At 67.2% G+C, this 26104-nt stretch carries 19 protein-coding genes and 2 tRNA genes; 14 read left to right on the forward strand and 7 right to left on the reverse strand.

Going from position 1 to position 26104, the window contains the following annotated elements:
* Positions 1-84: 84 nt before the first annotated feature.
* On the reverse strand, positions 85-3171 hold the full coding sequence (gene putA, locus KCG34_RS00815; protein ID WP_211938521.1) for a bifunctional proline dehydrogenase/L-glutamate gamma-semialdehyde dehydrogenase PutA: 3087 nt from the start codon (positions 3169-3171) through the stop codon (positions 85-87).
* Between the two features lie 92 nt (positions 3172-3263).
* Between putA and KCG34_RS00820 the strand changes: the two genes are divergently transcribed.
* Positions 3264-3743 carry an Lrp/AsnC ligand binding domain-containing protein gene (locus KCG34_RS00820; RefSeq protein WP_211938522.1) on the forward strand — a complete coding sequence of 160 codons (480 nt, stop codon included), beginning with the start codon at positions 3264-3266 and terminating at the stop codon, positions 3741-3743.
* Between the two features lie 10 nt (positions 3744-3753).
* Here KCG34_RS00820 and KCG34_RS00825 read toward each other — a convergent pair whose 3' ends face one another.
* A complete protein-coding gene (locus KCG34_RS00825) occupies positions 3754-4152 on the reverse strand; it encodes a hypothetical protein (RefSeq protein WP_211938523.1) in 399 nt (132 codons plus the stop codon).
* Between the two features lie 238 nt (positions 4153-4390).
* Here KCG34_RS00825 and minC point away from each other — a divergent pair, with 238 nt between their 5' ends.
* The 4 genes from minC (at position 4391) to KCG34_RS00845 (ending at position 7089) form a co-directional block, all read left to right on the forward strand.
* Positions 4391-5086 carry a septum site-determining protein MinC gene (gene minC, locus KCG34_RS00830; RefSeq protein WP_249138164.1) on the forward strand — a complete coding sequence of 232 codons (696 nt, stop codon included), beginning with the start codon at positions 4391-4393 and terminating at the stop codon, positions 5084-5086.
* A 38-nt stretch (positions 5087-5124) separates the two neighbouring features.
* Positions 5125-5946, forward strand: coding sequence for a septum site-determining protein MinD (gene minD, locus KCG34_RS00835; protein ID WP_211938524.1), 822 nt, complete (start codon positions 5125-5127; stop codon positions 5944-5946).
* Positions 5943-6206: a cell division topological specificity factor MinE gene (minE, locus tag KCG34_RS00840; protein ID WP_211938525.1), complete on the forward strand. Its 264-nt coding sequence runs from the start codon at positions 5943-5945 to the stop codon at positions 6204-6206. Before minD ends, minE begins: the two co-directional genes overlap by 4 nt.
* 205 nt (positions 6207-6411) lie before the next feature.
* Positions 6412-7089, forward strand: coding sequence for a nucleotide-binding protein (locus KCG34_RS00845; protein ID WP_211938526.1), 678 nt, complete (start codon positions 6412-6414; stop codon positions 7087-7089).
* On the opposite strand, the gene KCG34_RS00850 is transcribed toward KCG34_RS00845, so the two are convergent.
* Positions 7086-9119, reverse strand: a complete 2034-nt coding sequence (locus KCG34_RS00850; RefSeq protein WP_249138165.1) for a TonB-dependent receptor — start codon at positions 9117-9119, stop codon at positions 7086-7088. The two genes, KCG34_RS00845 and KCG34_RS00850, sit on opposite strands and share 4 nt — an antisense overlap.
* Positions 9120-9337: 218 nt before the next feature.
* Between KCG34_RS00850 and KCG34_RS00855 the strand changes: the two genes are divergently transcribed.
* Positions 9338-11446: a PQQ-dependent dehydrogenase, methanol/ethanol family gene (locus tag KCG34_RS00855; RefSeq protein WP_211938527.1), complete on the forward strand. Its 2109-nt coding sequence runs from the start codon at positions 9338-9340 to the stop codon at positions 11444-11446.
* A 69-nt stretch (positions 11447-11515) separates the two neighbouring features.
* On the opposite strand, the gene KCG34_RS00860 is transcribed toward KCG34_RS00855, so the two are convergent.
* Positions 11516-13390: a GtrA family protein gene (locus tag KCG34_RS00860; RefSeq protein WP_211938528.1), complete on the reverse strand. Its 1875-nt coding sequence runs from the start codon at positions 13388-13390 to the stop codon at positions 11516-11518.
* Positions 13387-15135 carry a glycosyltransferase gene (locus KCG34_RS00865; RefSeq protein WP_211938529.1) on the reverse strand — a complete coding sequence of 583 codons (1749 nt, stop codon included), beginning with the start codon at positions 15133-15135 and terminating at the stop codon, positions 13387-13389. The genes KCG34_RS00860 and KCG34_RS00865 overlap by 4 nt, the downstream gene beginning before the upstream one ends.
* Positions 15136-15578: 443 nt before the next feature.
* On the opposite strand from KCG34_RS00865, the gene KCG34_RS00870 reads away from it, so the two are divergent.
* The 4 genes from KCG34_RS00870 to KCG34_RS00885 all read left to right on the forward strand — a co-directional run bounded on the left by KCG34_RS00870 (position 15579) and on the right by KCG34_RS00885 (position 19660).
* A tRNA-Leu gene (locus tag KCG34_RS00870) sits at positions 15579-15663 on the forward strand.
* Positions 15664-15813: 150 nt separating this feature from the next.
* Complete coding sequence (gene tig, locus KCG34_RS00875) at positions 15814-17175, forward strand: trigger factor (RefSeq protein WP_211938530.1); 1362 nt, start codon at positions 15814-15816, stop codon at positions 17173-17175.
* Between the two features lie 116 nt (positions 17176-17291).
* Positions 17292-17921, forward strand: coding sequence for an ATP-dependent Clp protease proteolytic subunit (locus KCG34_RS00880; protein ID WP_211938531.1), 630 nt, complete (start codon positions 17292-17294; stop codon positions 17919-17921).
* A gap of 302 nt (positions 17922-18223) precedes the next feature.
* Entirely contained in the window at positions 18224-19660 is a 1437-nt protein-coding gene (locus tag KCG34_RS00885) for an ATP-binding protein (RefSeq protein ID WP_211938532.1), read from the forward strand.
* Here the strand turns inward: KCG34_RS00885 and KCG34_RS00890 are convergent.
* Both KCG34_RS00890 and KCG34_RS00895 read right to left on the reverse strand, forming a co-directional pair.
* The gene (locus KCG34_RS00890) at positions 19634-19900 is read right to left on the reverse strand and encodes a hypothetical protein (protein WP_211938533.1); all 267 of its coding nucleotides are present in this window, start codon (positions 19898-19900) and stop codon (positions 19634-19636) included. The two genes, KCG34_RS00885 and KCG34_RS00890, sit on opposite strands and share 27 nt — an antisense overlap.
* Positions 19872-20549, reverse strand: coding sequence for an HAD-IB family hydrolase (locus KCG34_RS00895; protein WP_211940675.1), 678 nt, complete (start codon positions 20547-20549; stop codon positions 19872-19874). Before KCG34_RS00895 ends, KCG34_RS00890 begins: the two co-directional genes overlap by 29 nt.
* A gap of 217 nt (positions 20550-20766) precedes the next feature.
* Here KCG34_RS00895 and clpX point away from each other — a divergent pair, with 217 nt between their 5' ends.
* The 4 genes from clpX (at position 20767) to KCG34_RS00915 (ending at position 26090) form a co-directional block, all read left to right on the forward strand.
* Positions 20767-22029, forward strand: a complete 1263-nt coding sequence (clpX, locus tag KCG34_RS00900; protein ID WP_211938534.1) for an ATP-dependent Clp protease ATP-binding subunit ClpX — start codon at positions 20767-20769, stop codon at positions 22027-22029.
* A 918-nt stretch (positions 22030-22947) separates the two neighbouring features.
* Positions 22948-25347, forward strand: a complete 2400-nt coding sequence (gene lon / locus KCG34_RS00905; RefSeq protein ID WP_211938535.1) for an endopeptidase La — start codon at positions 22948-22950, stop codon at positions 25345-25347.
* Between the two features lie 336 nt (positions 25348-25683).
* The gene (locus tag KCG34_RS00910) at positions 25684-25956 is read left to right on the forward strand and encodes an HU family DNA-binding protein (RefSeq protein ID WP_211938536.1); all 273 of its coding nucleotides are present in this window, start codon (positions 25684-25686) and stop codon (positions 25954-25956) included.
* Between the two features lie 57 nt (positions 25957-26013).
* Positions 26014-26090 (forward strand) — tRNA-Val (locus KCG34_RS00915).
* The last annotated feature ends 14 nt before the right edge of the window (positions 26091-26104 follow it).

Genomic DNA, 26104 nt, shown 5'->3' on the forward strand with positions numbered 1-26104 from the left:
CCGCAGCAAGTTTCGGGCCTTTGCGCCCCAGCTATAGCAAACCTGGGGCGAAAACATGGAGAGACGTGAGGCTCGCCCGCCGGTTCAGCTCAGATTGAGCAGGGCCGGGTCCCCGCCGAGGGCGGCGATGTTCACGCTGACGGCGCGCTCGCTGGCGAAGCGGGTCAGGGCGTGCGGGCCGCCGGCCTTCGGGCCGGTGCCGGAGAGGCCCTCGCCGCCGAAGGGCTGCACACCCACCACCGCGCCGATGATCGAGCGGTTCACATAGACGTTGCCGGCGGGGACCGTGGCCATCACGGCTTCGGCGAAGCGCTCCAGGCGGCTGTGGACGCCGAGGGTCAGGCCATAGCCGCGGTCCACCAAGGGCTTGGCAGCGGCGGCGAGATCCTCCGGATCGTAGCGGACGATGTGCAGGATCGGGCCGAACACTTCCTTTTCCAGGACGCCAGCGTGGGCGATCTCGGCCAGGACCGGGCCGAAGAAGGTTCCCTGGTCGGGGGCGGCCAGGCGGTGCAGCACCTTGGCCTCGCGGCGGAGGCGGCTGAGGTGCTGGTGCAGCGCGGCCTGGGCCTCGGCGTCGATCACCGGGCCGATGTCGGTCTTCGGGTCTGCTGAGTCGCCGATCACCAAGGCGTCCATGGCCCCGGCGATGCCCTCGATCAGGGCGTCGGCGGTCTCGTGCGGAACCATCAGGATGCGTAAGGCAGAACAGCGCTGGCCGGCCGAGCCGAAGGCCGAGGCGATCACGTCGTCGATCACCTGCTCCTTCAGGGCGGTGGTGTCGACGAACATGGCGTTCAGCCCGCCGGTCTCGGCGATGAAGGGCACGATGGGGCCGAGGCGCGACGCCAGCCGCCGGTTGATCGCCCAGGCGGTCTCGGTGCCCCCGGTGAAGGCGACGCCGTCGAGGCTGGGATGATTGACCAGGGCCGCGCCCACGGTCTCGCCGCGGCCGGGCGCCAGGGCCAGGAGGCGAGGGTCCATGCCAGCGGCGTGGAACAGGCGCACGGCGGCCGCGGCGACCAGCGGGGTCTGCTCCGCAGGCTTGGCCACGACGCCGTTGCCGGCGGCCAGGGCGGCGGCGATCTGGCCGGTGAAGATGGCCAGCGGGAAGTTCCACGGGCTGATGCAGGCGAATACGCCCCGGCCATGCAGGTGCAGGGTGTTGGTCTCGCCTACCGGGCCGGTCAGGACGTCGGCCTGGCCGAACTGGGTCTCGGCGAGATGGGCGTAGTAGCGACAGAAATCGGCGGCCTCGCGTACCTCGGAAATGGCGTCGGGTAGGGTCTTGCCGGCCTCGCGGCAGAGGATGGCGATCAGGCGGTCGGCGTCGGCTTCCAGGGCGTCGCCCATGGCCCGCAGAACCTTGGCGCGTTCGGGGCCGCCGATCCGGTCCCAGGCCGGCTGGGCCGCCTTGGCCAGGCGGAAAGCCTCGTCGATGTCGGCGGCGGCAGCTTCGCTGGCTCGGCCCAGGACCTTGTGGTCGGAGGGGCTCTTGGCGTCGGCCACGGCCTCGCCGGTCTTCAGTGCGCCGCCGATGATCGGGCCGGCGCTGAGAGAAGTTGTTTCCAGCGCGGCGATCGCCGCGATCAGCCGCTGACGCTCGTCGGCCACGGAGAGGTCGGCGCCGGCCGAGTTGCGGCGCGCCGTACCATAGAGATCGGCGGGGCGAGGGATGCGCGGGTGCGGGCCGGGGCGGGCTTCGACGGCTTGCTGCGGATCGACGATCACCGCCGAGGGCGGGGTCTTCTCGTCCAGCAGGGCGTGCACGAACGAGGTGTTGGCCCCGTTTTCCAGGAGGCGCCGGACGAGGTAGGGGAGTAGGTCCTCGTGCCCGCCGACCGGGGCGTAGGCGCGCAGCACGGTCTCGCCGCGCAGGTCGCCGGCGGCGCGGTAGAGCGCTTCGCCCATGCCATGCAGGCGCTGGAACTCGATTCTGACGCCCGCCGCGTCGGCCATGCGGCGCACCGCGGCCAGGGTATAGGCGTTGTGGGTGGCGAACTGGCCGTAGAGGTGCGGCGAGGCTTCGATCAGCGCCTTGGCGCAGACCAGGTAGGAGAGGTCGGTCGCCGGCTTGGTGGTGAACACCGGATAGTCCGGCCGTCCACCCACTTGGGCGCGCTTGATCTCGCTGTCCCAATAGGCGCCCTTAACCAGCCGCACCATCAGCCGCCGGCCGGTGGCCTGGGCGAGGTCGGCGAGGGTGGCGATCACCTCGGCGCCGCGCTTCTGATAGGCCTGGACCGCGAGGCCGAGGCCCCGCCAGTCGGCCAGTTCGGGCTCCGTGCAAAGGCGTTCGAGGATCTTCAGCGACAGCACCAGCCGGTCGGCCTCTTCGGCGTCGAGGGTGAAGTTGATATCGCCCTGGGCGGCCATCACCGCCAGGCGCTTCAGGCGGGGATAGAGTTCCTCCCAAACACGCGCCTCCTGGGTCGCCTCGTAGCGGGGCGAGAGGGCCGACAACTTGACCGAGACCCCGTGGCCGGCTTCCGGACCCTTGCCCTTGGCCGCCGCGGCGATCACCGAAATGGCCTTGGCGTAGGCCGCCTCGTGACGGTTGGCGTCGGCGGCGGTGCGGGCGCCTTCGCCCAGCATGTCGAACGAGCAGACCAGGTCCTCGGCCTTGGCCCGCTTGAGCGCCGCCTCGATGGTCTGGCCCAGCACGAACTGCTCGCCCATGATGCCGACCGCCGCGCCCACCGCCTTGCGGATCACCGGCTCGCCGATACGCCCGGCCAGGCGCTTCAGGAAGCCGGGCAGGTCGATGCGGGCCTCGTCGTCGACATCGACCAGCTTGCCCGTCAGCATCAGGCTCCAGGTCGAGGCGTTGACGAACAGGCTGGGCGAGCGGCCCATGTGCGCGGCCCAGTCGGCCGAGCTGATCTTCTCGGCGATCAGCTTGTCGCGGGTGCTCTCGTCGGGGGTGCGCAGCAGGGCCTCAGCCAGGCACATCAGGGCCAGGCCCTCGCGGGTGCCGAGCGAAAACTCCTGCAGGAAGCTCTCCACTACGCCCTGGCGCTTGGCGGCCTTGCGTGTAGCCAGGACCAGGCCCTCGGCCTCGGCGCGCACGGCGGCCCGGTCGGCTTGGCTCAAGGGCGCGGCGGCCAGCAGGGCGGCGACCGCCTCGGCCTCGTCGCGGTATTTCCCGGCGTCCAGCGCGTCCCAGTTCATGGCGATCTTCCCGATTTTCATGTCTTCGGTGTAAGCGAAAATTCGGAAAATGTGCTTTGTATGTATGGCGTCTCTGTCGAAGGAAGTTCGGTATGGATGGTCGAAATGACACGTTTGCTCTTGACGAGACCGACCGCCGCATCCTGCGGGTGGTTCAGGACGACGGCCGCATCACCAACGCCGAACTCGCCAAGCGCTGTAATCTCTCGCCCGCCGCCTGTTTCGAACGGGTGCGGCGCCTGCGCGAGCGGGGCGTGATCCAAGGCTATGTCGCGCTTCTCGATCCCGCCAGCGTCGATCGCGCGCTTCTGATCTTCGTCGAGGTGCACCTGGACCGCACCACCAGCGACGTATTCGACGCCTTCGCCCGCGCGGTGCGCCTGTCGCCCGAGATCCTGGAATGCCACATGGTCGCCGGCGGCTTCGACTATCTGATCAAGGCCCGGGTGCGGGACATGGAGGCCTATCGCGCCTTCCTGGGCGACATCCTGGTGCGCATGCCGGGGGTGCGTGAGACGCGGACCTATGCGGTGCTGGAGGAGGTCAAGCACACGGTGGTGCTGCCGGTGTAGGCGGGATGGGCTAGTCGTCCGCCCCGTCGATGGCCCGGGCGACCAGATCGCGCCAGGTGGGATCGGTGTCGTCCACCAGGTCGACGTCTTCCAGGAGCGCCACGGCCGAGCCGCCGTCGGGCAGGATCAGGCCCAGCACCTCCAAGCATTCGCCGTCAGGCCCGGTGTGCTGCTCGGCCTGCACCGCCACCGCGGCCTGCTCGCCGTCTTCCTCCCACCAGATCACGGGCTGGGGCAGGTCCATGGCGATGGGTTGCGGATCGTCCGTGTCTCCGAGCGCGAACACCGCCCGGCCCGCCTGGACGTCATCGAGCGTCGCCACGGCGTCGGCAAAGGCGTGCAGCCGCTGCCAGTCGTCGACATCGAAGCCGCCGCCTTCGTCATCCCGCTCGTCGCCGTCCTGCATCATGCGCCGCCTCATAGATCGCGCCGAGCCGGCGCGCCAGTCGCTCGCTTGCGCCGACAATTCAGCTGTGGATCGAGGGAACGAAATCGGCTGCCGGGCCCTACGCCGACAAGTGCGCGTTGTCGGTGTGGGAGGTCGGGCATGTACGTCCGCCGGGCTTTGTGGATCAGTCCAAGCGTTGTGGGCCCAGGCAGGCCCGACCTGAGCAGGGCCGGTCGCCGGCGGCCAGGATGCCTCCTCGGTGTTTGAGCCCGCTCAGTTTCCCAGGGTCCGGGTCCGCGGCCGCAACTTCATGGCCCTGATCGTCGAGCCGGAGGCGCCGCTCGGCGACTGGTTCGCGGCCCTGGATCGCCATCTGCAGCGTGCGGCGGTGTTCTTCGCCGACCGGCCGGTGGTGGCGGATCTGGCCAGGATCGTCGGCGGCGAAACGGCGCAGGGCCTCGTTGTCGAAGCGCTCGACGAACTGGCGCGCCGAAATCTCAGGGTGATCGGCGTCGAAGGGGCGGAGCCAAGCCTGCTTGCGAAGACGCGCTGGGGCCACCTGCCGACTGTGCTGCACGGCGCTTTGCGGGAAGAGACGGATGCAGGCGAATCCCAGGCGGATGGGCCGCAGGCCCTGCTGGTCGAACGGCCTGTCCGCTCCGGGGAGTCGATCTATTTCGAGGCTGGAGACGTGACCGTGGTCGGCTCGGTGGCTTCGGGCGCCGAAGTGATCGCCGGCGGCTCCATCCATGTCTACGGCGCGCTGCGCGGGCGGGCCATAGCCGGTCTGAAGACGGGCGACGCGGCCCGCATCTTTTGCCGACGGCTCGACGCCGAACTGCTCGCCGTGAACGGCGTCTATCGCACCGCCGAGGACTGGGGAGAGTCCCTGAGGGACAGCGCCGTCCAGGCCTGGTGCGACCGGGGAATGCTCAGAGTCCTGGCGCTCGACTGACGCCGTCCAAGCATCAAAACACAAGGAGCCGTGGCTGCATGTCGAAAGTAATGGTTGTCACCTCCGGCAAGGGGGGCGTCGGCAAGACCACCTCGTCCGCCTCGCTCGGCGCCGCGCTCGCCCTTGCCGGCCAATCCGTCGCCCTCGTGGATTTCGACGTGGGCCTGCGCAATCTGGACCTCGTCATGGGCGCCGAGCGCCGGGTGGTGTTCGATCTGGTCAATGTGGTCCAGGGCGACGCCAAGCTCGCCCAGGCCCTGATCCGCGACCGGCGGATCGAATCCCTGTCCCTGCTCGCGGCCTCGCAGACCCGGGACAAGGAGGCTCTGAGCGAAGCCGGGGTCGGCGAGGTGATCGGCGAACTGCGCCAGAAGTTCGACTGGGTGATCTGCGACAGCCCGGCCGGCATCGACAAGGGCGCGACCCTGGCCATGCGCTTCGCCGACATCGCCGTCGTGGTCGCCAATCCTGAGGTCTCTTCCGTGCGGGATTCCGACCGCATCATCGGACTGCTCGACTCCAAGACGCGCCTGGCCGAAGAGGGCGGGACGATCGAAAAGCACCTGCTGCTCACGCGCTACGATCCCGCCCGCGCCGCCAGAGGCGACATGATGAGCGTAAAGGACGTGCTCGAGATCCTCGCCATCCCGTTGCTGGGCGTGGTCGAGGAGAGCCAGGACGTTCTGGCTGCGTCCAACCTCGGCTGCCCCGTCCCGCTGCACAATCCGGGCTCGTCGGTCGCGCGGGCCTATCAGCAGGCCGCCCGGCGTCTGCTCGGCGAGGTCATCGCGGTCGAGACGCCCGGCGAACGGCGCGGCCTGATGGCGCGGCTGTTCAAGCGCAGGGCTGCGGTCGCATGAACCTGTTCAATTTCTTCAACCGCAATCGGACCGGCTCGGTCGCCCATGAACGGCTGCAACTGTTGCTGGCCCACGAGCGGGCCGGTGACGGCCATGCGGACCTTGTCGCCCTTTTGGAAAAGGAGATCCTGGCGGTGATCGCGCGCCACCTGCCCATCGAGCGGGACAAGGTGGTGGTCCGGCTCGATCAGGGCGAGGCGGTCTCGACCCTCGAGATCGACATCGAGATGCCGGAAGCCGGCTGGGCGCCCCCGCGATAGCCCGGGCGGGGCCGGGTTCCTCAATGCGGACCTTCCTTGCAGATAGGGAAGGGTGTTATCGAGACTTCCCAGAGTTCGGCTCGCGGGTCGGTGGCAAGGCGCGCCGACGGCGATCGTGGACGTGGTCGGGTCTCGGCTGTCGGGCCGGGCGCCGCATTGAATTCCGTATCGAAAAGGGGGCTGGCTCCACCTGGCCGCAGACCGCTTGCACAGTGTCGCTTTCATCAGCCCGAAGGGCGGCGCCGGGAAGACGACGGCGGCTCTCCTCCTTGCCCTGGGGCTCGCCGAGCGTGGTCAACGCGTGGCGATGATCGATTCCGACCCCAACAAGCCGCTGGTTGAGTGGGCCAGGCTGCCTGGGCGTCCGGACCGTCTGTCCGTGCATCCGTCTCCCACATTGCACGACTTCGTCGATGCTCGGCGCGAGGCGCTGCGCACCCACCCGGACTGGATGATCCTGGACACCGAGGGAACCGAGAGGGGGGCGATGGTTTTCACCGCGCTTCGCCCCGACCTGGTGCTGACGCCGCTCGCCGGATCGCAGCTGGAGGCCACCCAGGCGATCAAGGCCGCCGAGATGGTGCGGAACTTCGGCCAGCGCGGCGGACGCCCGCTGCCTCACTCCTGCCTGTTGACACGCATACCGGCGGCGATCCGATCGCGCACGCTGAAGGCGGTCGTGGACCGGTTGCGCGCGCACGAGGTCCAGATCCTGCCGACCGCACTCCTGGAGAAGGAGGCGTTCCGGGCGCTCTTTTCCGCCGGCGCAGGCTTTGACGCGCTGGAGGCTGCGGGGGTTGGCGGCGTTGCGGCGGCGCGATCCAACGCCCAGGCCTATGTCGACGCCGTGCTGGAATTCGTCCAGCAAACGCCCGTGTCCTAAGCGCCTGGCCCGCCGCGCAAGGTGAGGCCGACGCGGAACCGCCGCGGTTCGTCATAGCTCGTGGCGCCTGGCACGGTCGCGGTCGAGGCCGTGTGGCCAGTGGCGATCTTGGCGTCGAACAGGTTGTCCATGGCCAGGAACAGGCTGGCGTGGCCGTTCAGCCGCCAGTCGGCGCGGGCGTCGACATTGGTCCCCGGATTGAGCCGTCGGGTGTTCTGGTCGTCGTCGAACCTCAGGCTCTCGTAGCGCACGTCGCCGGTCAGGCCGAGCCGGTCCAGCGGCCGCCAAGTCGCGCCGAGGCTGGCAGTCAGGCGCGGGGTCTCGGCGGGCCTGAGGCCGGTGAGTTGCGGGGCGCTCGAGCCGCCATCGACCCGGGCCTCGGTCCAGGCGAAGGCGGTGCGGGTGGTGAGGTTGGCCGAGACCCTGAGCGAGGAGTCGAACTCCACCCCGTGGGCGTCGATAGCCGGAATGTTCTCGCGCTGGAACAGGGTCCCGCCAGCGACGATGAAGCCGTCCAGAGGGCTGAGGAACGGCCCATGGGCGATGGTGACGTTGGCGACGGCCTTTTCCAGGCGGTTGTAGAAGCCGGTGGCGCTCCATTTCAGCACCGCCCCGTCCTGGCCGACGCCGCCTTCGATTCCGTAGAGCTTTTCCGGGACCAGGGCCGGGTTCGACTCGGTCACGTCGTTGCCGACGCGGAAGGGCCTGTAGAGTTCGTTGAGCGTAGGGGCGCGGAAACCCGAATAGGCGGCCAGGCGGATGAAGCCGTCGGCCGGCAGGTCGCGGCGCACGGCCAGGCGGAAGCTGGGCAGGGCCTGGTCCTTGCCGGGCGGATGCAGGTTCAGCGTGACAGCGCCGGTGCTGATCTTGTGTTCGATGCGGTGGCCATCGGAGCTGGACCAATCGTCGACCCGAGCGGCGCCGACCAGCAGCCAGGGGCCGAGATGCTCGCTCGCTTCGGCATAGACCCCGCCCATCAGGGTCTCGCCGCCGGCATGGCGATCCATGGTCAGGACCCCGGCCACGGCCTTGAAATGCTCGCGGTCCTCGCCGCTGGCGCCGCGCAGGTCGCCGCCCAGCTCCAGTTCGCCGTGGTCCAGCAGGCGGCGCAGCGCAATGTTGGCGCCATAGCCGTCGGCAGGGGTGTCGTACTGCACGTTGGAGAGGGTGGTGGAGACGCGGCCCGCGGCGACGCTCACCGAGCTGTTGTAGAGGTTGGAAAGGTCGCCCCAGGCCTGGGCGCGCCAGCCCCAATGACCGGCGGAGGGCGCCTGGGCGTAGGTCAGGCTGGCCTGGGCGCCGCGGGCGCGCGACTGGGCGCCGCGCAGGCCGGCGCCACGGTCCTCTTCGAACGCCGCAATCCGCGCCGCCAGGGCGCCGGGCCCGAGGTCGGCCAAATAGCGGAGGCTGGCGTTGGCGTCGGTCAGGGTGAGCCGGGTGTCGGCGGCGCCCGGATGATCCTCGACCGGAACCCAGCCGTCGCTGTGCTCGCCGGCGGCGCTGAACACCACCTCGCCGCCGGGCGCAGCCAGGGCCGCGATTCCCGCTGCGCGGGCCTGGCCGCCGTCGCCGCCTTCCACATCGCCGCTCCAGGCGCCCGGCGCGGGCTGGGCCTCGTCCAGCGAGATCACGCCGGTCAGGGCGCCTGAGCCGTAGGGGCCCGCGCCGGCCCCGCGGACGACATTGACCCCGGCCAGGTTCTCCGGCGGCAGGCTGGTCCAGATCACCCAGCCGCCGAAGGGGTCGTTCTGCGGCACGCCGTCCAGGGTCACCAAGGCGCGGCTGGCGCCCGAGCCGGCGATCGCCCGGGTGGAGACGCCCTGGGTCGTCGGGTTGGCGGCGAGGCTTGAGGTGCGGCGGAACAGGGAAACGCCCGGGACCTGCTCCAGCGCCGTGTCCAGCCTGGGCGCCGTCGCCAGATCCTTGGGCGTGAGCTGGATCACGGAGAAGGCGGCGTCGGAAAGGCGCGGCGGCAGGCGGGCGGCCCGCACCACCACGATCTCGGGATTGGGCGGCAGGTCAGCGGGCACGACGGCGGCCCTTGGGCTGCGGCGAACAAGGCGTCCGGCCAGTCATCGGCTTCCCCAGTCTTTTGGTTTTTCTTGCCGCCTGCCTCGCATCCAGGCGCCTAAAGCGCAAGATGCCGTTGGGTCACCAGTTCAAAAGCGCGCTGATCTTCGCTAGCGTCGCTTCATAAACGACGATCAGCAACGCCGACCGGGACTCCTGGCGGCGCGGGGAGGCGATGATGAGGGGTTACGGCGCAGCTTTGGCGGCGGTTCTGGCCGCGTCCATGGCCCTGGCGGGCTGCAACATGGGCCACGGCCCCGCGGCGGTGGACGCCCAGCGCCTGACCGAGGCGGACAAGGATCCGGGCAACTGGATGAGCCATGGCCGCACCTACAGCGAGCAGCGCTTCAGCCCGCTGGACAAGGTCAACGCCTCCAACGTCAAGGACCTGGGCCTGGCCTGGTCCTACGAGCTGTCGACCAACCGCGGCGTCGAGACCACTCCGATCGTCGTGGACGGGGTGATGTACGTGACCAGCTCCTGGAGCCTGGTCTATGCGCTGGACGCCAAGACCGGCAAGGAGCTGTGGAAATACGACCCCAAGGTCCCGCGCGAGGTGGGTCACAACGCCTGCTGCGACGTGGTCAACCGGGGCGTGGCGGTCTGGAAGGGCCGGGTCTATGTGGCGACCCTGGACGGGCGGCTGGTCGCGCTGGACGCCAAGACCGGCCAGCCGGCCTGGAGCGTGGTCACGGTCGACCAGACCAAGCCCTACACCATCACCATGGCCCCCCGGATCATCAAGGGGAAGGTGATGGTCGGCAATTCCGGCTCCGAGTACGGGGTCCGGGGCTATGTCTCGGCCTATGACGCCGACGACGGCAAGCTGATCTGGCGCTTCTACACCGTGCCCGGCGATCCCAAGAAGCCGTTCGAGAACAAGGCCATGGAGGCGGCGGCCAAGACCTGGTCCGGCGACTGGTGGACCATGGGCGGCGGCGGCTCGCCGTGGGATTCGATGTCCTACGACCCGGAGACCAACCTCCTGTTCTTCGGCACCGGCAACGGCTTGCCGTGGGACGAAAAGGCCCGCTCGCCCAAGGGCGGCGACAACCTTTACCTGGCCTCGATCATCGCGGTCGACGCCGACACCGGCGAGTACCGCTGGCACGTCCAGACCACGCCGGGCGACAGCTGGGATTTCGATTCGACCCAGACCTTGACGCTCGCCGACCTGACCATCGACGGCCAGCCGCGCAAGGTGGTGATGCAGGCCTCGAAGAACGGCTTCTTCTATGTGATCGACCGGGCCAGCGGGAAGCTGATCTCGGCCAAGAACTACGTGCCCACGACCTGGGCCTCGGGTGTGGACCTGGCCACCGGCAAGCCGATCGAGATCGGCGACGACCACTACAAGGCCGCGCCCACCGTCATGCTGCCGTCCAGCTTCGGCGGCCACAACTGGCACCCGATGGCGTTCAGCCCCAAGACCGGCCTGGTCTACATCCCGGCGCAGGAGGTGCCCGGCGCCTTCGGCACCGACGACAAGTTCGCCTATCGGCCGGGTGAGTGGAACACGGCCACCAACACCGACCTCAACACCTTGCCGGCCGATCCCAAGGCCCGGGCGGCGATGAGGAACAGCCTGAAGGGCTATCTGCTAGCCTGGGACCCGGTGAAGCAGAAGGAAGCCTGGCGCGTGGCCCATGTCGGCCCGTGGAACGGCGGAACGCTCGCCACCGGGGGCGGGCTGGTGTTCCAAGGCACGGCCGACGGTCACTTCAACGCCTATGATGCGGCGAACGGCAATCCGCTGTGGAGCGCGGACACCTACACCGCGACCCTGGCCGGCCCGATGACCTACACCGTGGACGGCGAGCAGTATGTGGCGGTTGGGGCGGGCTTCGGCTCGATCTTCTACCTGGCCGCCGGCTTCGCCGTGCCCAAGGTCGGCACGCCCGAGAACGGCAAGATCCTGGTCTACAAGCTGGGCGGGGCCGCCAAGCTGCAGAAGCCGGACCTGGAGCGGATCGAAATGCCGAAGCCCCCGGCCATGACCGCCTCGGCCCAGGTCGTGACCCAGGGCCACTCGCTGTTCAACCGCAATTGCCTGGTCTGCCATGGCTACAACGCCATCAGCGGCGGGGTGATTCCGGACCTGCGCTACAGCCCGCTGATCGCCAATGCGGCCGACTTCAAGGACGTGGTCCTGGGCGGCTCGCGCAAGTCCAACGGCATGGTCAGCTTCGCCAAGCAACTCAGCGAGGCGGACGCCGAGGCGGTGCGGGCCTATGTGATCAGCGAGGCCAATGCCGGGTACGCGGAGGCGCACCAAGGCGGGAAATAGGGCAGGCGGCGCAAGGGAGGTCGACGTTCCTCCCTTGCGCTCAAGGCCCGAAATCTCCGATCCGACGTGTCAGCTTCGCGCCCAAATGGCGACGCCGTCTACTGTCCGAACGGGACGATAAGGCGCCAGCGCCGCCGCCAGCGCAGGATCGGCCCTGGCCCAGGCGCCCCAGTCGAACCCGCCAACGCTGACTAAGATGATGTCCGGCCGGCCGCGCAATATATCGTTGACCAGAATCCGACGATCAAGGCCCACGAATTGGCGGAGTCGGGTCCTTCGAGCGAGAGACAGATGGCCGGCCCTGGCTTGGGCAAGTACGCCGGCGGTCATCCACTGGCTACAGACGCTGCCGACCCAGTGGCCGTGCAGTTCGCGAGTCAGGGGATGACCGAGGGCGATGTCAGCGGAGATCGAGAGCAGGCGCGGATGCGGCACAAGGGCGGCTACCGGGGCGTTCAGCTGGTGATAGTCGCCTTTGACATTAGACCAGCCCATCGATAGCGCGGCGCAGCTGCCGATCAGGCTGATCCGAACCAAGGGCGGCAGCCTGGACGCTGCTGCGTCGCGCCAGCCCAGCACGACGGCGGCGGCCAAGGCCAGAGCAGCGAAGGCCAACATCGGATAGGCCTGATAGGGCCAGCCCTTGCCCTGAATGAGGCACGATGCAAGGCCTCCCGCCGCCGCGGCCATCAAACCTACGGGGATCCAGGCGGAGCGCAGGTGCCGGCGTCCGGCGTCGATGGTCAGAAGGACCAGTAAGAGGAAGATGGGGATCGGAGGGCAGATCAGGAGCTGGACCAGCGGTCGGCGCGCAGGCAGGTAGGCTTCGCGGATCGCGGGCATGAAAGCGAGGAACGGCTTGAAGGCGGTCAGCAGAAGGAAGGCGTAGGCGAACACAACGGCGCTTGCTGCCCAGATTTCCGTCGCGAAGATCGGCTTCAGAGAGCGTCGTCGCAGGGCGGCGATCAGCGCTGGGGGGCCGGCGGCGAGGGCGAAGTGGGGCTTGATCGCCATGGCGACGCCGCAGCCGAGGCCGGCGAGCGCGGCGACCAGCCAGGATGGCGTCTCACCCTCGCTGCGCGCCAGGGTAAGGACCAGGAAGGGCAGCATGGCGACGACGGCGATGTGTTCGCGCTGGGTGAAGACGCCGGTCGGCAGGACGGTGAGCACAAAGGCTGCGGTCGCCGCTAGAGCCCAGAGGCGGGCGCGGTCCGGGACGGCCTTGGCGAGGATGCGGCCGCAGAGGACGAGGCTGGCGGCGATGGCCGTCAGCGTCAGGATGTTGACCCAGGCTTCGGCAGGGATTGGCGTCGCACGGCCCAGCACTACCGCCGGCAGGTAGAGCAGAATCGACATCGGCGGATTGGCCTCGAAGAAATCGACATAGGCGCGTTGGCCGTCCAACATCTTCTCGCCGAGAGTCAGGAGCCAAGCCACGTCGACATCGGTGCGGCGCATGGCGCTCATGATTGCGCCCAGGCCGAACATGGCGATCGTCGCCAGTCGCCAGAGGCCGGCCGCGTCGATGCCGGCCGCCTCCGGAGCTGGGCGAAACACCAATCGGTCGAGCGCAAGGTAGTTGGCCAAGGGGACGAGGCCGCAGGTGATGGCGATGGCGAGTAGCGGAGACTGGTGCAGTCGGTCGGTGAGGAGGAGCGGCGCTAGTGTGGCGATCACGACGCCCAACACGGTCACAACGATGAACCGCGGCGCTGCGCGGCTGTGGCCTGTGCTGGACCGGAAAGTGAAGCGTCGCTGGGCAAGGTAGGAGAAGATCCCGGAGACGGTATAGGCAATCAGCGAGGCCTTCACCGCCTCAGCATGGCCGTACGTGGTCAGCGTCCAACTCAGGCCGGCATAGATCAGGGTCGAGACCGCCCCGATCAGGCCGAACCGCGCCAGCCGGGCGAGATGCGGTTCGCGGGGGATGAAGAGGCTGGTCATGCCCGCCCGAAGGCAAGGTACTGGGCGCCGAGCGGCACTGGTGCGAGCGCCCGCTCCAATCGTCTCGCCCAGGGCGCGGTCCAGGGGGTGAAGACGAAGTAGCGGCCTTGGACATCGTTGAAACCGGCTTCTGACAGAAGGCCACAGGTCTTACGCCGCGGAGCCAGCACCGCATCCTCGTCGAATGGACAGCGCATGACTGAAAGCCGGGTCGCAGGGTTGAATGGATTGTGCTCGATCACGCAGACGAGGCCGCGCGGTTTCAACACGCGTCTCAGCTCGGCCGTGAAGGCGGCCCAGTCGGCTGGCGGCACGTGGTGCAAAACGCAGATGGCGACGACGGCGTCGAAGTAGGCGTCGGGATAGGGCAGAGCCAAGCCCTGATAGGCCTTGTAGGTGACACCGGGATTGTCACGCGTGGCCTGTTCGATGCAGGCGCTTGAGATGTCAGCCCCGTGCAACTCTCCGCAATGGGGCGCGAGCAATGGATGCAGGGCGCCGACGCCGCATCCGACGTCCAACACTGTGGGTGCGGGGCGGTCGGGAAGGTGCTCGGCAAACAAGTTAGCTAGCAGCCCCGCCTTGGATCGGACGAAAAAGCTGTAGTCAAGGCCGGAAAAGGCGACGGAATCCTGCACAATGCCGCGGTAGGAGGTGCCGTATGCGTCGAAAACGGGCTGTGCTGCGGGCGCGGTCGTGGCGCGACCAAGCGCTTCAGGTGCTGGTGTTGCTCGGCCCGCGGCTTGGGGCGGTGCGGCGGCGGATTCGGGCTTTGCGGCGACGACCGCCTGGCCCGCGGTTTCGGGCGCATCGACCACATAGAGCGGGCGGGCCTTTACCTCGGAATGGATACGGCCGACGTACAGGCCGACCACCCCTGTCAGCATCATGTTGAGGCCACAGAGGAAGGAGACCACCACCATGGTCGATGCCCAGCCGGGCACCAGTCCATGGCCGCCGATTAGAGCCGCTATCACCACATAGAGGCCGTAGCCGAGCGCGCCCAGCGAGACGAAGAGCCCGATCCAGAGCGCGAGTTGCAGCGGTGCGTCGGAGAAGCTGACGAGACCGTTCACGCCGAGCCGTACCATCTTAAAGAACGGATATTTGGTTTCCCCGGCGGCGCGGCCAGGCCGCTCAAAGCGGACCGCGGCCTGGCGGAAGCCCAGCCAGGCGAACATGCCGCGCACATACCGGTCGCGCTCGCGCATCTGACGGAAGGCCAGGATGACCTGCCGGTCAACGAGGCGGAAATCGCCGACATTGGCGGGGATGTCGACGGCGGCGATGCGGCGCAGCGCCTTGTAGAACAGGTGCGCGGTCCAGCGCTTGAAGCGGCTCTCGCCGGCGCGAGAGGTGCGCTCGGCGTAGACTATTTGAAAGCCGTCGCGCCATTTGGCGATCATTTCAAGCACCACCTCAGGTGGATCTTGCAGGTCCGCGTCCATAACGATGACGGCGCGCCCCTCGGCTAGGTCCATGCCGGCCGTGATGGCGGCTTGGTGGCCGAAGTTGCGCGAGAGCTGGATGAGCCGGAAACGGGAATCGGCGGCGGCGCGAGTACGGATCAGTGATTTGGTCTCGTCGGTGCTGCCGTCGTCGACAAAGATTACCTCAACAGGGGCGTCCAGGGTCACGATCAGATCGTCGAGCCGCTCGAAGAGAGCCGGTAGCACGGCCGCCTCGTTCAGCACCGGAATGACCAAGCTGAAGCCGATTGGCTCGGAAGCGTTTTGAGCGGTCATGGCGGGCTGCAAATCTTTGCGAGGGCGCGCAGAGTCTCGTAGGTGAGCAATTAAGGATCCTTAAACTACGGGCTGAAGTTCTAGCCACCTGCGATAGCGGCCTCAACCAGTGCTGACGCTGCCACAGCATCTGAATTCAGGAGCAGAATCTCCGGCGTTTTGGCGCTGGACTGGACGTTACACGGAAGGGCCGCTGTCCGTTTGAATGGTAAGCTTTAGCAAGGTTCATGCCCCCCTCAAGCCTTCAAATGCTATGCTCCGATCGCCACAGCCCGAAGGCAGACATTAATTGGGTATTTCGGGCGAGCGTTGTTCCGGGGCCGGTGCTCCTGTCGTTTCAGTATAGCTAGTTTCGGAGGGTGTCCCCATAGGCGACCGCCGTTCGTGACGGCCGGCCGAAATGCTTGCTCCGCTAGGCTGTTTCCCCTTATGGAGGCCCCCACGCGGATGTGGCGGAACTGGTAGACGCACTGGATTTAGGTTCCAGCGCCGAGAGGCGTGGAGGTTCGAGTCCTCTCATCCGCACCAGCTTGTCGCGAAGGGCTTGGACCTTTCGTGACTTAGTGACATAAGAGCGCCCTCGCGCGCCGCCGCACCCTCGCGGCGGCGCCTTTCGTTTCAGCCCTGGGGCGAAGGTATCGCGGCGGCCCGCGTCTCCTTCGGAACAATAAGATGTCGATGCAGATCGTTGAAAAGTCGGTTGAAGGCCTCAGCCGCGTCTATGGGGTCAAGGTGCCGGCCAGCGAGCTCGGCTCGAAGCTGGACGCGCGCATCCAGGAGATCGCGCCGCAGATGCGCATCAAGGGCTTCCGCCCCGGCAAGGTGCCGCTGGCCCATGTGCGCCGCATGCACGGCAAGGCCCTGATGGCCGAGGTGGTCCAGGAAGCCCTGAGCGAATCCAGCCAGAAGGTCCTCAGCGACAACAACCTGCGCGCCGCCTCGCAACCGGACCTGAAGCCGGAAAGCGACATGGACAAGGTCATGGCCGGCGAGGCCGACCTGGCCTACGAGATGGCCGTCGAGATCATGCCGGACTTCAGCCCGCTCGATCCCAAGACGCTCACCCTCGAAAAGCCGGTCTATGCGCCGAGCGACGAAGAGGTCGCCGAGGCCCTGGCCGAGCTTGCCAAGTCCAACCGCACCTATGAATCGCGCAAGGGCAAGACCGCCAAGGCCAAGGACGGCGACCAGCTGATCATCGACTTCGTCGGCACGATCGACGGCGTGGCCTTCGACGGCGGTACGGCCCAGGACGTGCCCCTGGTGCTGGGCTCGGGCCAGTTCATCCCCGGCTTTGAAGAGCAGTTGGTGGGCACGAAGGCGGGCGCCGAAGCTGTGGTGAAGGTTACCTTCCCCGACGACTATTCGGCCGAGACCCTGAAGGGCAAGGCCGCCGAGTTCGCGGTCACGGTCAAGGACGTCAAGGCCCCGGTCGACGCCGAGGCCGACGACGAGTTCGCCAAGAAGCTGGGCCTGGAGACCTTGGACGCCCTGAAGGACGCCCTGCGCCGCCAGCTGGAGAACAACTACGCCGCCGCCTCGCGCTTCAAGCTGAAGCGGGCCCTGCTGGACGCCCTGGACAAGGGCCACGACTTCCCGCTGCCGCCGCGCATGGTGGAAGCCGAGTTCGAGACCATCTGGCGCCAGGTCGAGCAGGACAAGTCGAGCGGCCAGCTGCCGGAAGACGACGCCGGCAAGAGCGAGGACGAGCTGAAGGCCGAGTACCGCAAGATCGCCGAGCGCCGCGTGCGCCTGGGCCTGGTGCTGGCCGAGATCGGCCGTCTGAACAACGTCCAGGTCAGCGACCAGGAGCTCTTGAACGCCATCCGCGAGGAGGCCATGCGCTATCGCGGCCAGGAGCAGCAGATCTTCGACCTGCTGCGCCAGAACCAGAACGCCCAGGCCCAGCTGCGCGCGCCGCTCTATGAGGACAAGGTGGTCGACCTTTTGTTCGGCATGGCCACCGTCACCGACAAGCCGGTGACCAAGGACGAGCTGATGGCCGACGACGACCTGCCGGAAGGCTACGGCGAAGGCTGATACCAAGTCTATGCGCCCGCCGCCTTGCAACCCGCGAGGCGGCGGGCGATATCCGGTGAGACAAAGCGCCGGCCCGAGGCGTCGCCGGCGCCGCTTCGATGAATGAAGGGCTTCAGATGCGCGATCCCCAGTCCACCATGATGAATCTCGTCCCGATGGTGGTCGAGCAGTCGAGCCGCGGCGAACGCGCCTTCGACATCTTCTCGCGCCTGCTGCGCGAGCGAATCATCTTCCTGAACGGCCCGATCGAGGATGGCCTGTCGGCGCTGGTTTGCGCCCAGCTGCTGTTCCTGGAGTCGGAGAATCCGAAGAAGGAAATCTCGATGTACATCAACTCGCCGGGCGGGGTGGTGTCGTCGGGCCTCGCGATCTACGACACCATGCAATACATCAAGAGCCCGGTCTCGACCGTGTGCATGGGCATGGCCGCCTCGATGGGCTCGTTCCTGCTGATGGCCGGCGCCGCCGGCCAGCGCATCGCCCTGCCGAACGCCCGCATCATGCTGCACCAGCCCTCGGGCGGCTTCAGCGGCCAGGCCTCGGACATCCAGCGCCACGCCGAAGACATCTTGAAGACCAAGCGCCGGCTGAACGAAATCTACGCCAAGCACTGCGGCCGCACCTATGAAGAGGTCGAGGCGACCCTGGACCGCGACCATTTCATGACCTCGGAAGAGGCCAAGGCCTGGGGCATCGTCGACCACGTCTACGAAAGCCGCGAGAGCGCCGAGGGCGGCGAGGGCTGAGTCCCGCTAACGCCGCCGTAAGGGCTGAGGCCGCGACGCACGCGCTAGGTGTATTGTCGCGGCTGTTCGCTTCTATTTTCCTCGATTTTGCGGCCGGCTGCCTGTAGCTTGGCCAGGTGAGGAAACGCGTGGGCGATCTGGAGGGCCGAAGCGCCTGATGGTCGTGTGCGCCAGGGGGCGGGCGGACGAGCGGCGGCGCTAGTCCGAGGATCGCGATCGGGCGGTGGGCGGGCTTGGCCCGGCCGGCGAGATTGCGGTTTCGAGCCAGCCGCTGTGTGTCCGCCGGCCCGGAAAGCGGAGCGATGGCGACTGGCGGCGTACCTGGCCTTGTTCGTTACGACCTGCTGTTTCAGGCGTTGGGCGGTCCTGCGCTCATCGCGCTTGATCCTGATGGGCGCATCGCCGGCTGGAGCGCCGGGGCCGAGACGCTGACCGGCCATCCCGCCGCAGCCGCGATTGGCCAGTCCTACGAACTGCTTTTCGACCCGGCGGCGATCGGGCTGGACGCCGTGCGGGACGAGCAGGGCGCCTTGATTGGCTTCGTCGAGACTCGGCGCGAGGCGGCGGAGCCGCCGGACGAGCGGCAGGCCCAGGCGGCGCAGGCCCAGCGCGAGCTTGCCGGGCGCATGGAGGCCCTGGGCCGGCTGGCCGGGGTGATGGCCCACGACTTCAACAACCTTCTCACCGCCGTGCTCAGCCGGGCGGAGTTGGCCCTGCGGGCGGTGGACCACGACCGCGAGCGGCTGGTGAAGATGATCGTCGGCGTGCGCGACGCGGCCCAGCGCGGCGCGGCCATGAACCGCCGCCTCCTGGGCTTCGCCGGCCGCCAACCGCTGGATCCGGTGCGGGTGGAGCTGAAGCCGCTGTTGGCCGCACTGGCCGAGGACCTGCGCCAGGTCTTGCCCGCCGACATCCAGCTCGTCGTCGAGGCTCCGGATCGCCTGGCCATGGTCGAGGCCGATCCGCAAGGCCTGCGCGAACGGCTGATGGATCTGGCCCTGAACGCCCGCGACGCCATGCCCGAGGGCGGGCGGCTGACCATCGCGGCGCGCGGCGCGACCCTGAACGGGGAGGGGGCCGGCCTGTTCGGCCCGCACGTCCTGATCACCGTTACCGACACCGGTCACGGCATGGCCCCCGAGGTGCGCGAGCGGGCGGTCGAGCCCTTCTTCACCACCCGGGACGGGGGGACCGGCACGGGCCTCGGCCTCAGCCAGGCCTACGGCTTCGCGCGCCAGTCGCATGGGGCGCTGTCGATCGTCTCCGAGCCGGGCCTGGGGACCACGATCAGCCTCTATCTGCCGGCCGACGACCTGGTGGCCGAAGACGCCTCGCCCGCCGATCCAGCGCCCACGCCGGCGCACGAGGCGGTGCTGGTGGTCGAGGACGACCGGCAGGTGGCCGAGCTGACCGACGCCCTGTTCCGCGAATTGGGCTATGAGCCGGTGATGGCCCGCTCGCCGCGCGAGGCCATGGAGGCCCTGGCGCGGCTGAAGATCGACCTGGTGTTCTCCGACGTGGTCATGCCGGGGGGGCTCAGCGGTTTCGAACTGGCCCGGCGCATCCGCATGCGTTTTCCCGAGATCCCGATCCTGCTGACCACCGGTTATGGCGAGGCCCTGGCCCAGCGCGACGTCTGCGAGTTTCCGGTGCTGAACAAGCCCTATCGCATCGACGAGCTGATCGAGGCGCTGGGCGCCCTGCGCCGCGGCTCAGGCGGCGAGGCCAAGCCGCACTGACACCAGGCGCAGGAACGCGGCCTGGCGCTCGGCCCCGTCCACCCGATGCCGCTCGAAGTCGTGGCCCTCAGCGTCGCGCACGTCGGCGAACAGGCCGGCAGGGTCTTCGTGGAAATGTAAAAAGGCGCGGGATTTCAGATAGAAGCTCCCGCGCGAACGCTCCTTCAGCGCCCCGAGCGCCCGCAGGCGCTCCAGCAGCGGCTCCAGCTGGTCAAGAGCGGCGGCGCCGGCGTGTTTCATGAGTGGCCGCCACGGGAACGCCGTTGAACACTTTCATCCCCGCCTCGTCGGCCAGGGCCAGCATGGCGGTGTCCCCGTCTGTGTCGCCATAGGCGGCGACCAGCCGGAGATCGGGGCCGAACACCTCGCGCAGGCGGCGGACCTTTTCCTCGCCGCGGCAGTTCAGGCCGTCGAGCTTGCCGGTGAAGCGGCCGGCCTCGTCGTACTTCAGCCGCGTGCCGATCAGGAGATCGGCGCCCAGGCCGCGGGCGAAGGGGGCGACGGTTTCCTCCGGCGAGGCGGTGACGATGACCAGGCGCGCGCCGCGGCTGCGCCAGCGCTTCCAGACCCTGACCGCGTCGGGGCGGAAGAGGTCGCGGGCGTGAATTTCGGCGAAGCGGCGGGCGACTGATTCGATATCGGCCTTTCGCGCCGGGCCGAAGAATCGCTTGGCCGCCGCTCCCTTCAGGGCGCCGCGGTCGCGGGTCATCAGAAACGAGACCAACTCAGGCGCCAGGCTGGCCACCCCTGCCCCGAATCGGACCGGGCCGGCTTTCCAGCGCAAGAGGGTGGTGAAACTGTCGCGGACGGTCAGGGTGCCGTCGAAGTCGAAGGCCACGATCGGCCGCGCGCCCGGGCCGGACTCGCGGAGGTCGCTCAGGTTTCCTATCTCTGCGGCGCCAGCGGTGAAATTGTCGGATTGCACGGGGCGCGCCACGGAATTGGGTTCCTTAACCTTTGATGGGCTTGTGATCCTTCGACGGATCGGAGAATGTCAAGGATTAGAAAACCCGCGGCGCGTATCGTGCATATTCCGCCGTTGGGCGATCCCGTAGGCGGGCGGCAAGGGCCAGTTGGGCCGGCGCCGTCCCAGAGTGAGAGCTGAGATGACGAAAGCCGCCAGCGGCGACACCAAGAGCACCCTCTACTGCTCCTTCTGCGGAAAGAGCCAGCACGAGGTTCGCAAGCTGATCGCCGGGCCGACCGTGTTCATCTGCGACGAATGCGTCGAGCTGTGCATGGACATCATCCGCGAAGAGCACAAGATCGCCTTCGTCAAGTCCAAGGACGGGGTGCCCACGCCTAAGGAGATCCGCGAGGTTCTCGACGACTACGTGATCGGCCAGACCCACGCCAAGAAGGTGCTCGCGGTCGCCGTCCACAACCACTACAAGCGGTTGAACCACGCTCAGAAGAACAACGACGTCGAGCTGGCCAAGTCCAACATCCTGCTGATCGGCCCGACCGGCACCGGCAAGACCCTGCTGGCGCAGACTCTGGCCCGCATCATCGACGTGCCCTTCACCATGGCCGACGCCACCACCCTGACCGAAGCCGGTTACGTGGGCGAGGACGTGGAGAACATCATCCTCAAGCTGCTGCAGGCGGCCGACTACAATGTCGAGCGGGCCCAGCGCGGCATCGTCTATATCGACGAGGTCGACAAGATCAGCCGCAAGTCCGACAACCCCTCGATCACCCGCGACGTGTCGGGCGAGGGCGTGCAGCAGGCCTTGCTGAAGATCATGGAAGGCACCGTGGCCTCCGTGCCGCCCCAGGGCGGGCGCAAGCATCCCCAGCAGGAGTTCCTGCAGGTCGACACCACCAACATCCTGTTCATCTGCGGCGGCGCCTTCGCCGGCCTGGAGAAGATCATCTCCGCGCGCGGCAAGGGCACATCGATCGGCTTCGGCGCCACTGTGGCCGATCCGGAAGAGCGGCGCACGGGCGAGATCCTGCGCGGCGTCGAGCCGGACGACCTGCAGCGCTTCGGCCTGATCCCCGAGTTCATCGGCCGCCTGCCGGTGCTGGCGACCCTGGAGGATCTGGACGAAGAGGCCCTGGTTACCATCCTGACCGAGCCCAAGAACGCCTTCGTCAAGCAGTACCAGCGCCTGTTCGACATGGAGAACGTGGGCCTGACCTTCACCGACGACGCCCTGAAGGCCATCGCCCGCAGGGCCATCGGCCGCAAGACCGGCGCCCGCGGCCTGCGCTCGATCATGGAAGGCATCCTCTTGGACACCATGTTCGAGCTGCCGACCTACGAAGGCGTGGAAGAGGTGGTGGTCAACGCCGAGGTGGTCGAGGGCAGAGCCCAGCCGCTGGTGATCTACGCCGAAGCCCGCAACAAGGGCGGGGCGGCGTAGGGGGCTGCTTGAAAAAGGGATAGCTCGATCTGGTTTGCGTGGTTCGAGACGCTCGCTTGCGCGAGCCCTCACCATGACTAGGTTGAGTGGATTGCACAAAAGTCAGTCATGGTGAGGAGCGGCCCGCCAGGGACGCGTCTCGAACCACGCATTGGCGTTGGGCGCTCGATTTTCAAAGTGGGTCCAAAGTGGATCTGGGGACATGATACCTACCCCCGGCTTTGAGCAGTGGCTCATACTTGCTTCAGGGATGGGTATCATGTCCCTGTAACGGCGCCGTTGGGGTCGAGTGGGGAGGGGCGCTTCCATGGATGCAAGGACTGTTACGTTTATAACGCTCGTGATCCTGGCGCCGATCGTGTTGCTGTTTGGATATTTCGGTCAATTTGAGAGGGGCATTGCAGCTTGGGCCTTATGTGGATCGTTCGGTATGATCGGCTATTTTGAGAGAGATAGAATAATCGGTGTCGGGCGCACGAAAGAGCAAAAATCGAAGCGAAGCCTATACGTTTCAATTTTGGCCGTGGCGTTCTTTGTAGAGCTTGCTGGCCTATTGGTTGTTGTTCGCCCAAATCACCTAGGTCTGGCCTAGGCTTTGGCGCTGCTGGTCGCAGCCCTGAATGTGTTCTTTTTGCGCTACGCCGCAAACGCGATTGAAGGGGCGCTCTCACGTCGTGGGCGCGGGGTCTGACCCGCAACGCCAATAACCAAGCCCTCCCCCCATCGCGGCCAATGGACGCGTTCCCCAAGCGTCGCTGCGCGGCATCGCTTGAACATCTGCGCAAACCGTCCACATAAATGCCCGAACAGCCATTCCTTCCGAATGGCCGGATCGTCCGACTCGGCGCATCGCCGGGTGACCACGATCCGAAAGAGGCCGGATGCTTGTTCGAGGTCCGGTCGGGAGCCGTAAAAAGTATGTCTGAGATCAGAACCCTGCCTGTGCTGCCGCTGCGGGACATTGTCGTCTTCCCGCACATGGTGGTTCCTCTGTTCGTCGGTCGCGAAAAGTCAGTTCGGGCCCTCGAGGAGGTGATGCGCCACGACAAACAGATCGTCCTGGCCACGCAGAAGAACTCCACCGACGACGACCCCACGCCCGACGCCATTCATGAGGTCGGCGTGCTGGCCAGCGTGCTGCAGCTTCTGAAGCTGCCCGACGGCACCGTGAAGGTGCTGGTGGAAGGGCGCGCCCGGGCCGCCCTGATCCGCTTCACCAACGAGACGGAGTACTACGAAGCCGACGTGCGCGAGATCGACGAGGACGCGGGCGCCGCCCACGAGGCCGAAGCCCTGTCGCGCGCCGTGGCCGAGCAGTTCGAGAACTACGTCAAGCTGAACAAGAAGGTGCCGCCCGAGGCCCTGGCCTCGATCCCGCAGATCACCGAGCCCGGCAAGCTGGCCGACCAGATCGCCCAGCACCTGTCGGTCAAGATCAGCGACAAGCAGCAGCTCTTGGAAATCTTCGACGTTTCCAAGCGGCTGGAGCGGGTGTTCGCCCTGATGGAGGGCGAGATCAGCGTGCTGCAGGTCGAAAAGAAGATCCGCAGCCGGGTCAAGCGCCAGATGGAGAAGACCCAGCGCGAGTACTATCTGAACGAACAGATGAAGGCGATCCAGCGAGAGCTGGGCGAACAGGACGACAGCCGCGACGAACTGATCGAGCTGGAAAAGCGCATCAAGAAGACCAAGCTTTCGAAAGAGGCGCGGACCAAGGCCGAGGCGGAGCTGAAGAAGCTGCGCAACATGAGCCCGATGTCGGCCGAGAGCACGGTGGTGCGCAACTATCTCGACTGGCTGCTGTCGATCCCGTGGGGCAAGTCAAAGTCCAAGACCATCAACCTGACCGAGGCCGAGCGGATCCTGGATGAGGACCACTATGGCCTGGAGAAGGTCAAGGAGCGGATCATCGAGTACCTGGCCGTGCAGGCCCGCACTGGCTCGCTGAAGGGCCCGATCCTGTGCCTGGTCGGCCCTCCCGGCGTCGGCAAGACCTCGCTCGGCCGCTCGATCGCCCAGGCCACCGGGCGCGAGTTCGTGCGCCTGTCGCTCGGCGGCGTGCGTGACGAGGCCGAGATCCGCGGCCACCGGCGCACCTATATCGGCTCCATGCCCGGCAAGATCATCCAGTCGATGAAGAAGGCCAAGACCACCAACGCTTTCTTCCTGTTGGACGAGATCGAGAAGATGGGCGCCGACTGGCGGGGCGATCCGTCCTCGGCCCTGCTGGAAGTCCTGGACCCGTCGCAGAACTCGACCTTCAACGACCACTATCTGGAGGTCGACTACGACCTGTCGAACGTGATGTTCGTGACCACGGCCAACAGCCTGAACATGCCCCAGCCCCTGCTGGACCGCATGGAGATCATCCGCATCCCCGGTTACACCGAGGACGAGAAGGTGGAGATCGCCAAGCGGCACCTGTTGCCCAAGCTGGCCAAGGACCACGGCCTGAAGGAGGGCGAGTGGGTGGTGCCGGAACAGGCCATCCGCGACCTGATCCGCTACTACACCCGCGAGGCGGGCGTGCGTTCGCTGGAGCGCGAGCTGGGCAACCTGGCGCGCAAGAGCGTGCGCGACCTGGACCGGGAAAAGACCGTCGCCATCACCATCGACGACGTGCGCCTGGCCAAGTATGCGGGCGTGCGCAAGTACCGCTATGGCGAGACCGACGAAACCGACCTCGTCGGCATGGTCACCGGTCTGGCCTGGACCGAGTTTGGCGGCGACATCCTGACCATCGAGGCGGTCAAGATGCCGGGCAAGGGCCGCATGTCGATCACCGGCAACCTGAAAGAGGTGATGAAGGAATCGATCTCGGCCGCGAACTCCTATGTCCGCGCCCGGGCGCCGGCCTTCGGCATCAAGCCGACCGTGTTCGACAAGATCGACGTCCACGTGCACGTGCCCGAGGGCGCCACGCCCAAGGACGGCCCCTCGGCCGGCGTCGCCATGGCCGTGGCCATGGTCTCGGTGTTGACCGGCGTGCCGATCCGCAAGGAGGTGGCCATGACCGGCGAGATCACCTTGCGCGGCCGGGTGCTGGCCATCGGCGGCTTGAAGGAAAAGCTGCTGGCCGCCCAGCGCTCCGGCGTCAAGACCGTGCTGATCCCGGAAGAGAACGAGAAGGATCTGGCGGAGGTGCCCGAAAACGTGAAGGGCGCCTTGAAGATCATCCCGGTCTCGACTGTTGATCAGGTGCTGGCCCTGGCCCTGGCCGGGCCGCTGACGCCGATCGAATGGCACGAGGAGGAGGACGCCAGTCCTTCGGCCCCGACCAACTCGGACGGGGATGCGGACGCTGTGGTCACTCACTGAGCTCAACGGGGCGTGAAGCGTCCCTTGGTGCAAAGTATCCGGGGCCTGGTTCCTTGTGGAATCAGGCCTCGAGCCTTTTCACGGACCTGGGTTTGCTCGACTTCGCAGGTGCGGAAGCTTCATCTGGCGCTGCGAAATCGTCCAAAAATCACCGATCCGTGAGCAGCGGATTTGGCCGAATTCGCCTGTGGGGCAAATGATCGCCGATAAGTTACCTTCGGCGCCCCTCCAAACCCCTTGCTTTGTTTGACGGCGCAAGCATTTCGCGCTCCATAATCCGTCCCGAGCGCGACGAACTTGCACGATCGCTGCCGCAAAAAGGGTTGGGAGACACCTATGACGAAAGCCGAACTGATTTCTGCAATCGCGGAAAAGGCGGGGCTCAACAAAAATCAGTCGCGAGACGCCCTCGAAGCGTTCCTGGGGGCGGTCACGGACTCCCTGAAGGCGGGCAAGGAAGTCCGGCTGGTGGGCTTTGGCAGCTTCCTGCCGGTCGAGCGCAAGGCGGGTACGGCGCGCAACCCGCGCACCGGCGAAACGGTCAAGCGGCCGGCCTCGAAGACCGCGCGCTTCCGGGTGGGCGAGGGGCTGAAAGGCGCCTTGAACTAAGGACGATTTCATTCCATCGAGAGGGGCGGGCGCCGCGCGGCGTCCGCCTTTTTTGTCGGGCGGCTAGCTCAGCTGGTCAGAGCGTCTGGTTTACACCCAGAAGGTCGGGGGTTCGAACCCCTCGCCGCCCACCAAGGCCCGCGGCCAA

The sequence above is a fragment of the Phenylobacterium montanum genome, from assembly GCF_018135625.1.
Taxonomy (GTDB): domain Bacteria; phylum Pseudomonadota; class Alphaproteobacteria; order Caulobacterales; family Caulobacteraceae; genus Poindextera; species Poindextera montana.

Bases quoted from the DNA above. Each gene is read 5' to 3' on its own strand.
- putA (WP_211938521.1), bottom strand. From the start codon at position 3,171: ATGAACTGGGACGCGCTGGACGCCGGGAAATACCGCGACGAGGCCGAG.
- KCG34_RS00820 (WP_211938522.1), top strand. From the start codon at position 3,264: ATGGATGGTCGAAATGACACGTTTGCTCTTGACGAGACCGACCGCCGC.
- KCG34_RS00825 (WP_211938523.1), bottom strand. From the start codon at position 4,152: ATGATGCAGGACGGCGACGAGCGGGATGACGAAGGCGGCGGCTTCGAT.
- minD (WP_211938524.1), top strand. From the start codon at position 5,125: ATGTCGAAAGTAATGGTTGTCACCTCCGGCAAGGGGGGCGTCGGCAAG.
- minE (WP_211938525.1), top strand. From the start codon at position 5,943: ATGAACCTGTTCAATTTCTTCAACCGCAATCGGACCGGCTCGGTCGCC.
- KCG34_RS00855 (WP_211938527.1), top strand. From the start codon at position 9,338: ATGAGGGGTTACGGCGCAGCTTTGGCGGCGGTTCTGGCCGCGTCCATG.
- KCG34_RS00860 (WP_211938528.1), bottom strand. From the start codon at position 13,390: ATGACCAGCCTCTTCATCCCCCGCGAACCGCATCTCGCCCGGCTGGCG.
- KCG34_RS00865 (WP_211938529.1), bottom strand. From the start codon at position 15,135: ATGACCGCTCAAAACGCTTCCGAGCCAATCGGCTTCAGCTTGGTCATT.
- tig (WP_211938530.1), top strand. From the start codon at position 15,814: ATGCAGATCGTTGAAAAGTCGGTTGAAGGCCTCAGCCGCGTCTATGGG.
- KCG34_RS00880 (WP_211938531.1), top strand. From the start codon at position 17,292: ATGCGCGATCCCCAGTCCACCATGATGAATCTCGTCCCGATGGTGGTC.
- KCG34_RS00885 (WP_211938532.1), top strand. From the start codon at position 18,224: ATGGCGACTGGCGGCGTACCTGGCCTTGTTCGTTACGACCTGCTGTTT.
- KCG34_RS00890 (WP_211938533.1), bottom strand. From the start codon at position 19,900: ATGAAACACGCCGGCGCCGCCGCTCTTGACCAGCTGGAGCCGCTGCTG.
- clpX (WP_211938534.1), top strand. From the start codon at position 20,767: ATGACGAAAGCCGCCAGCGGCGACACCAAGAGCACCCTCTACTGCTCC.
- lon (WP_211938535.1), top strand. From the start codon at position 22,948: ATGTCTGAGATCAGAACCCTGCCTGTGCTGCCGCTGCGGGACATTGTC.
- KCG34_RS00910 (WP_211938536.1), top strand. From the start codon at position 25,684: ATGACGAAAGCCGAACTGATTTCTGCAATCGCGGAAAAGGCGGGGCTC.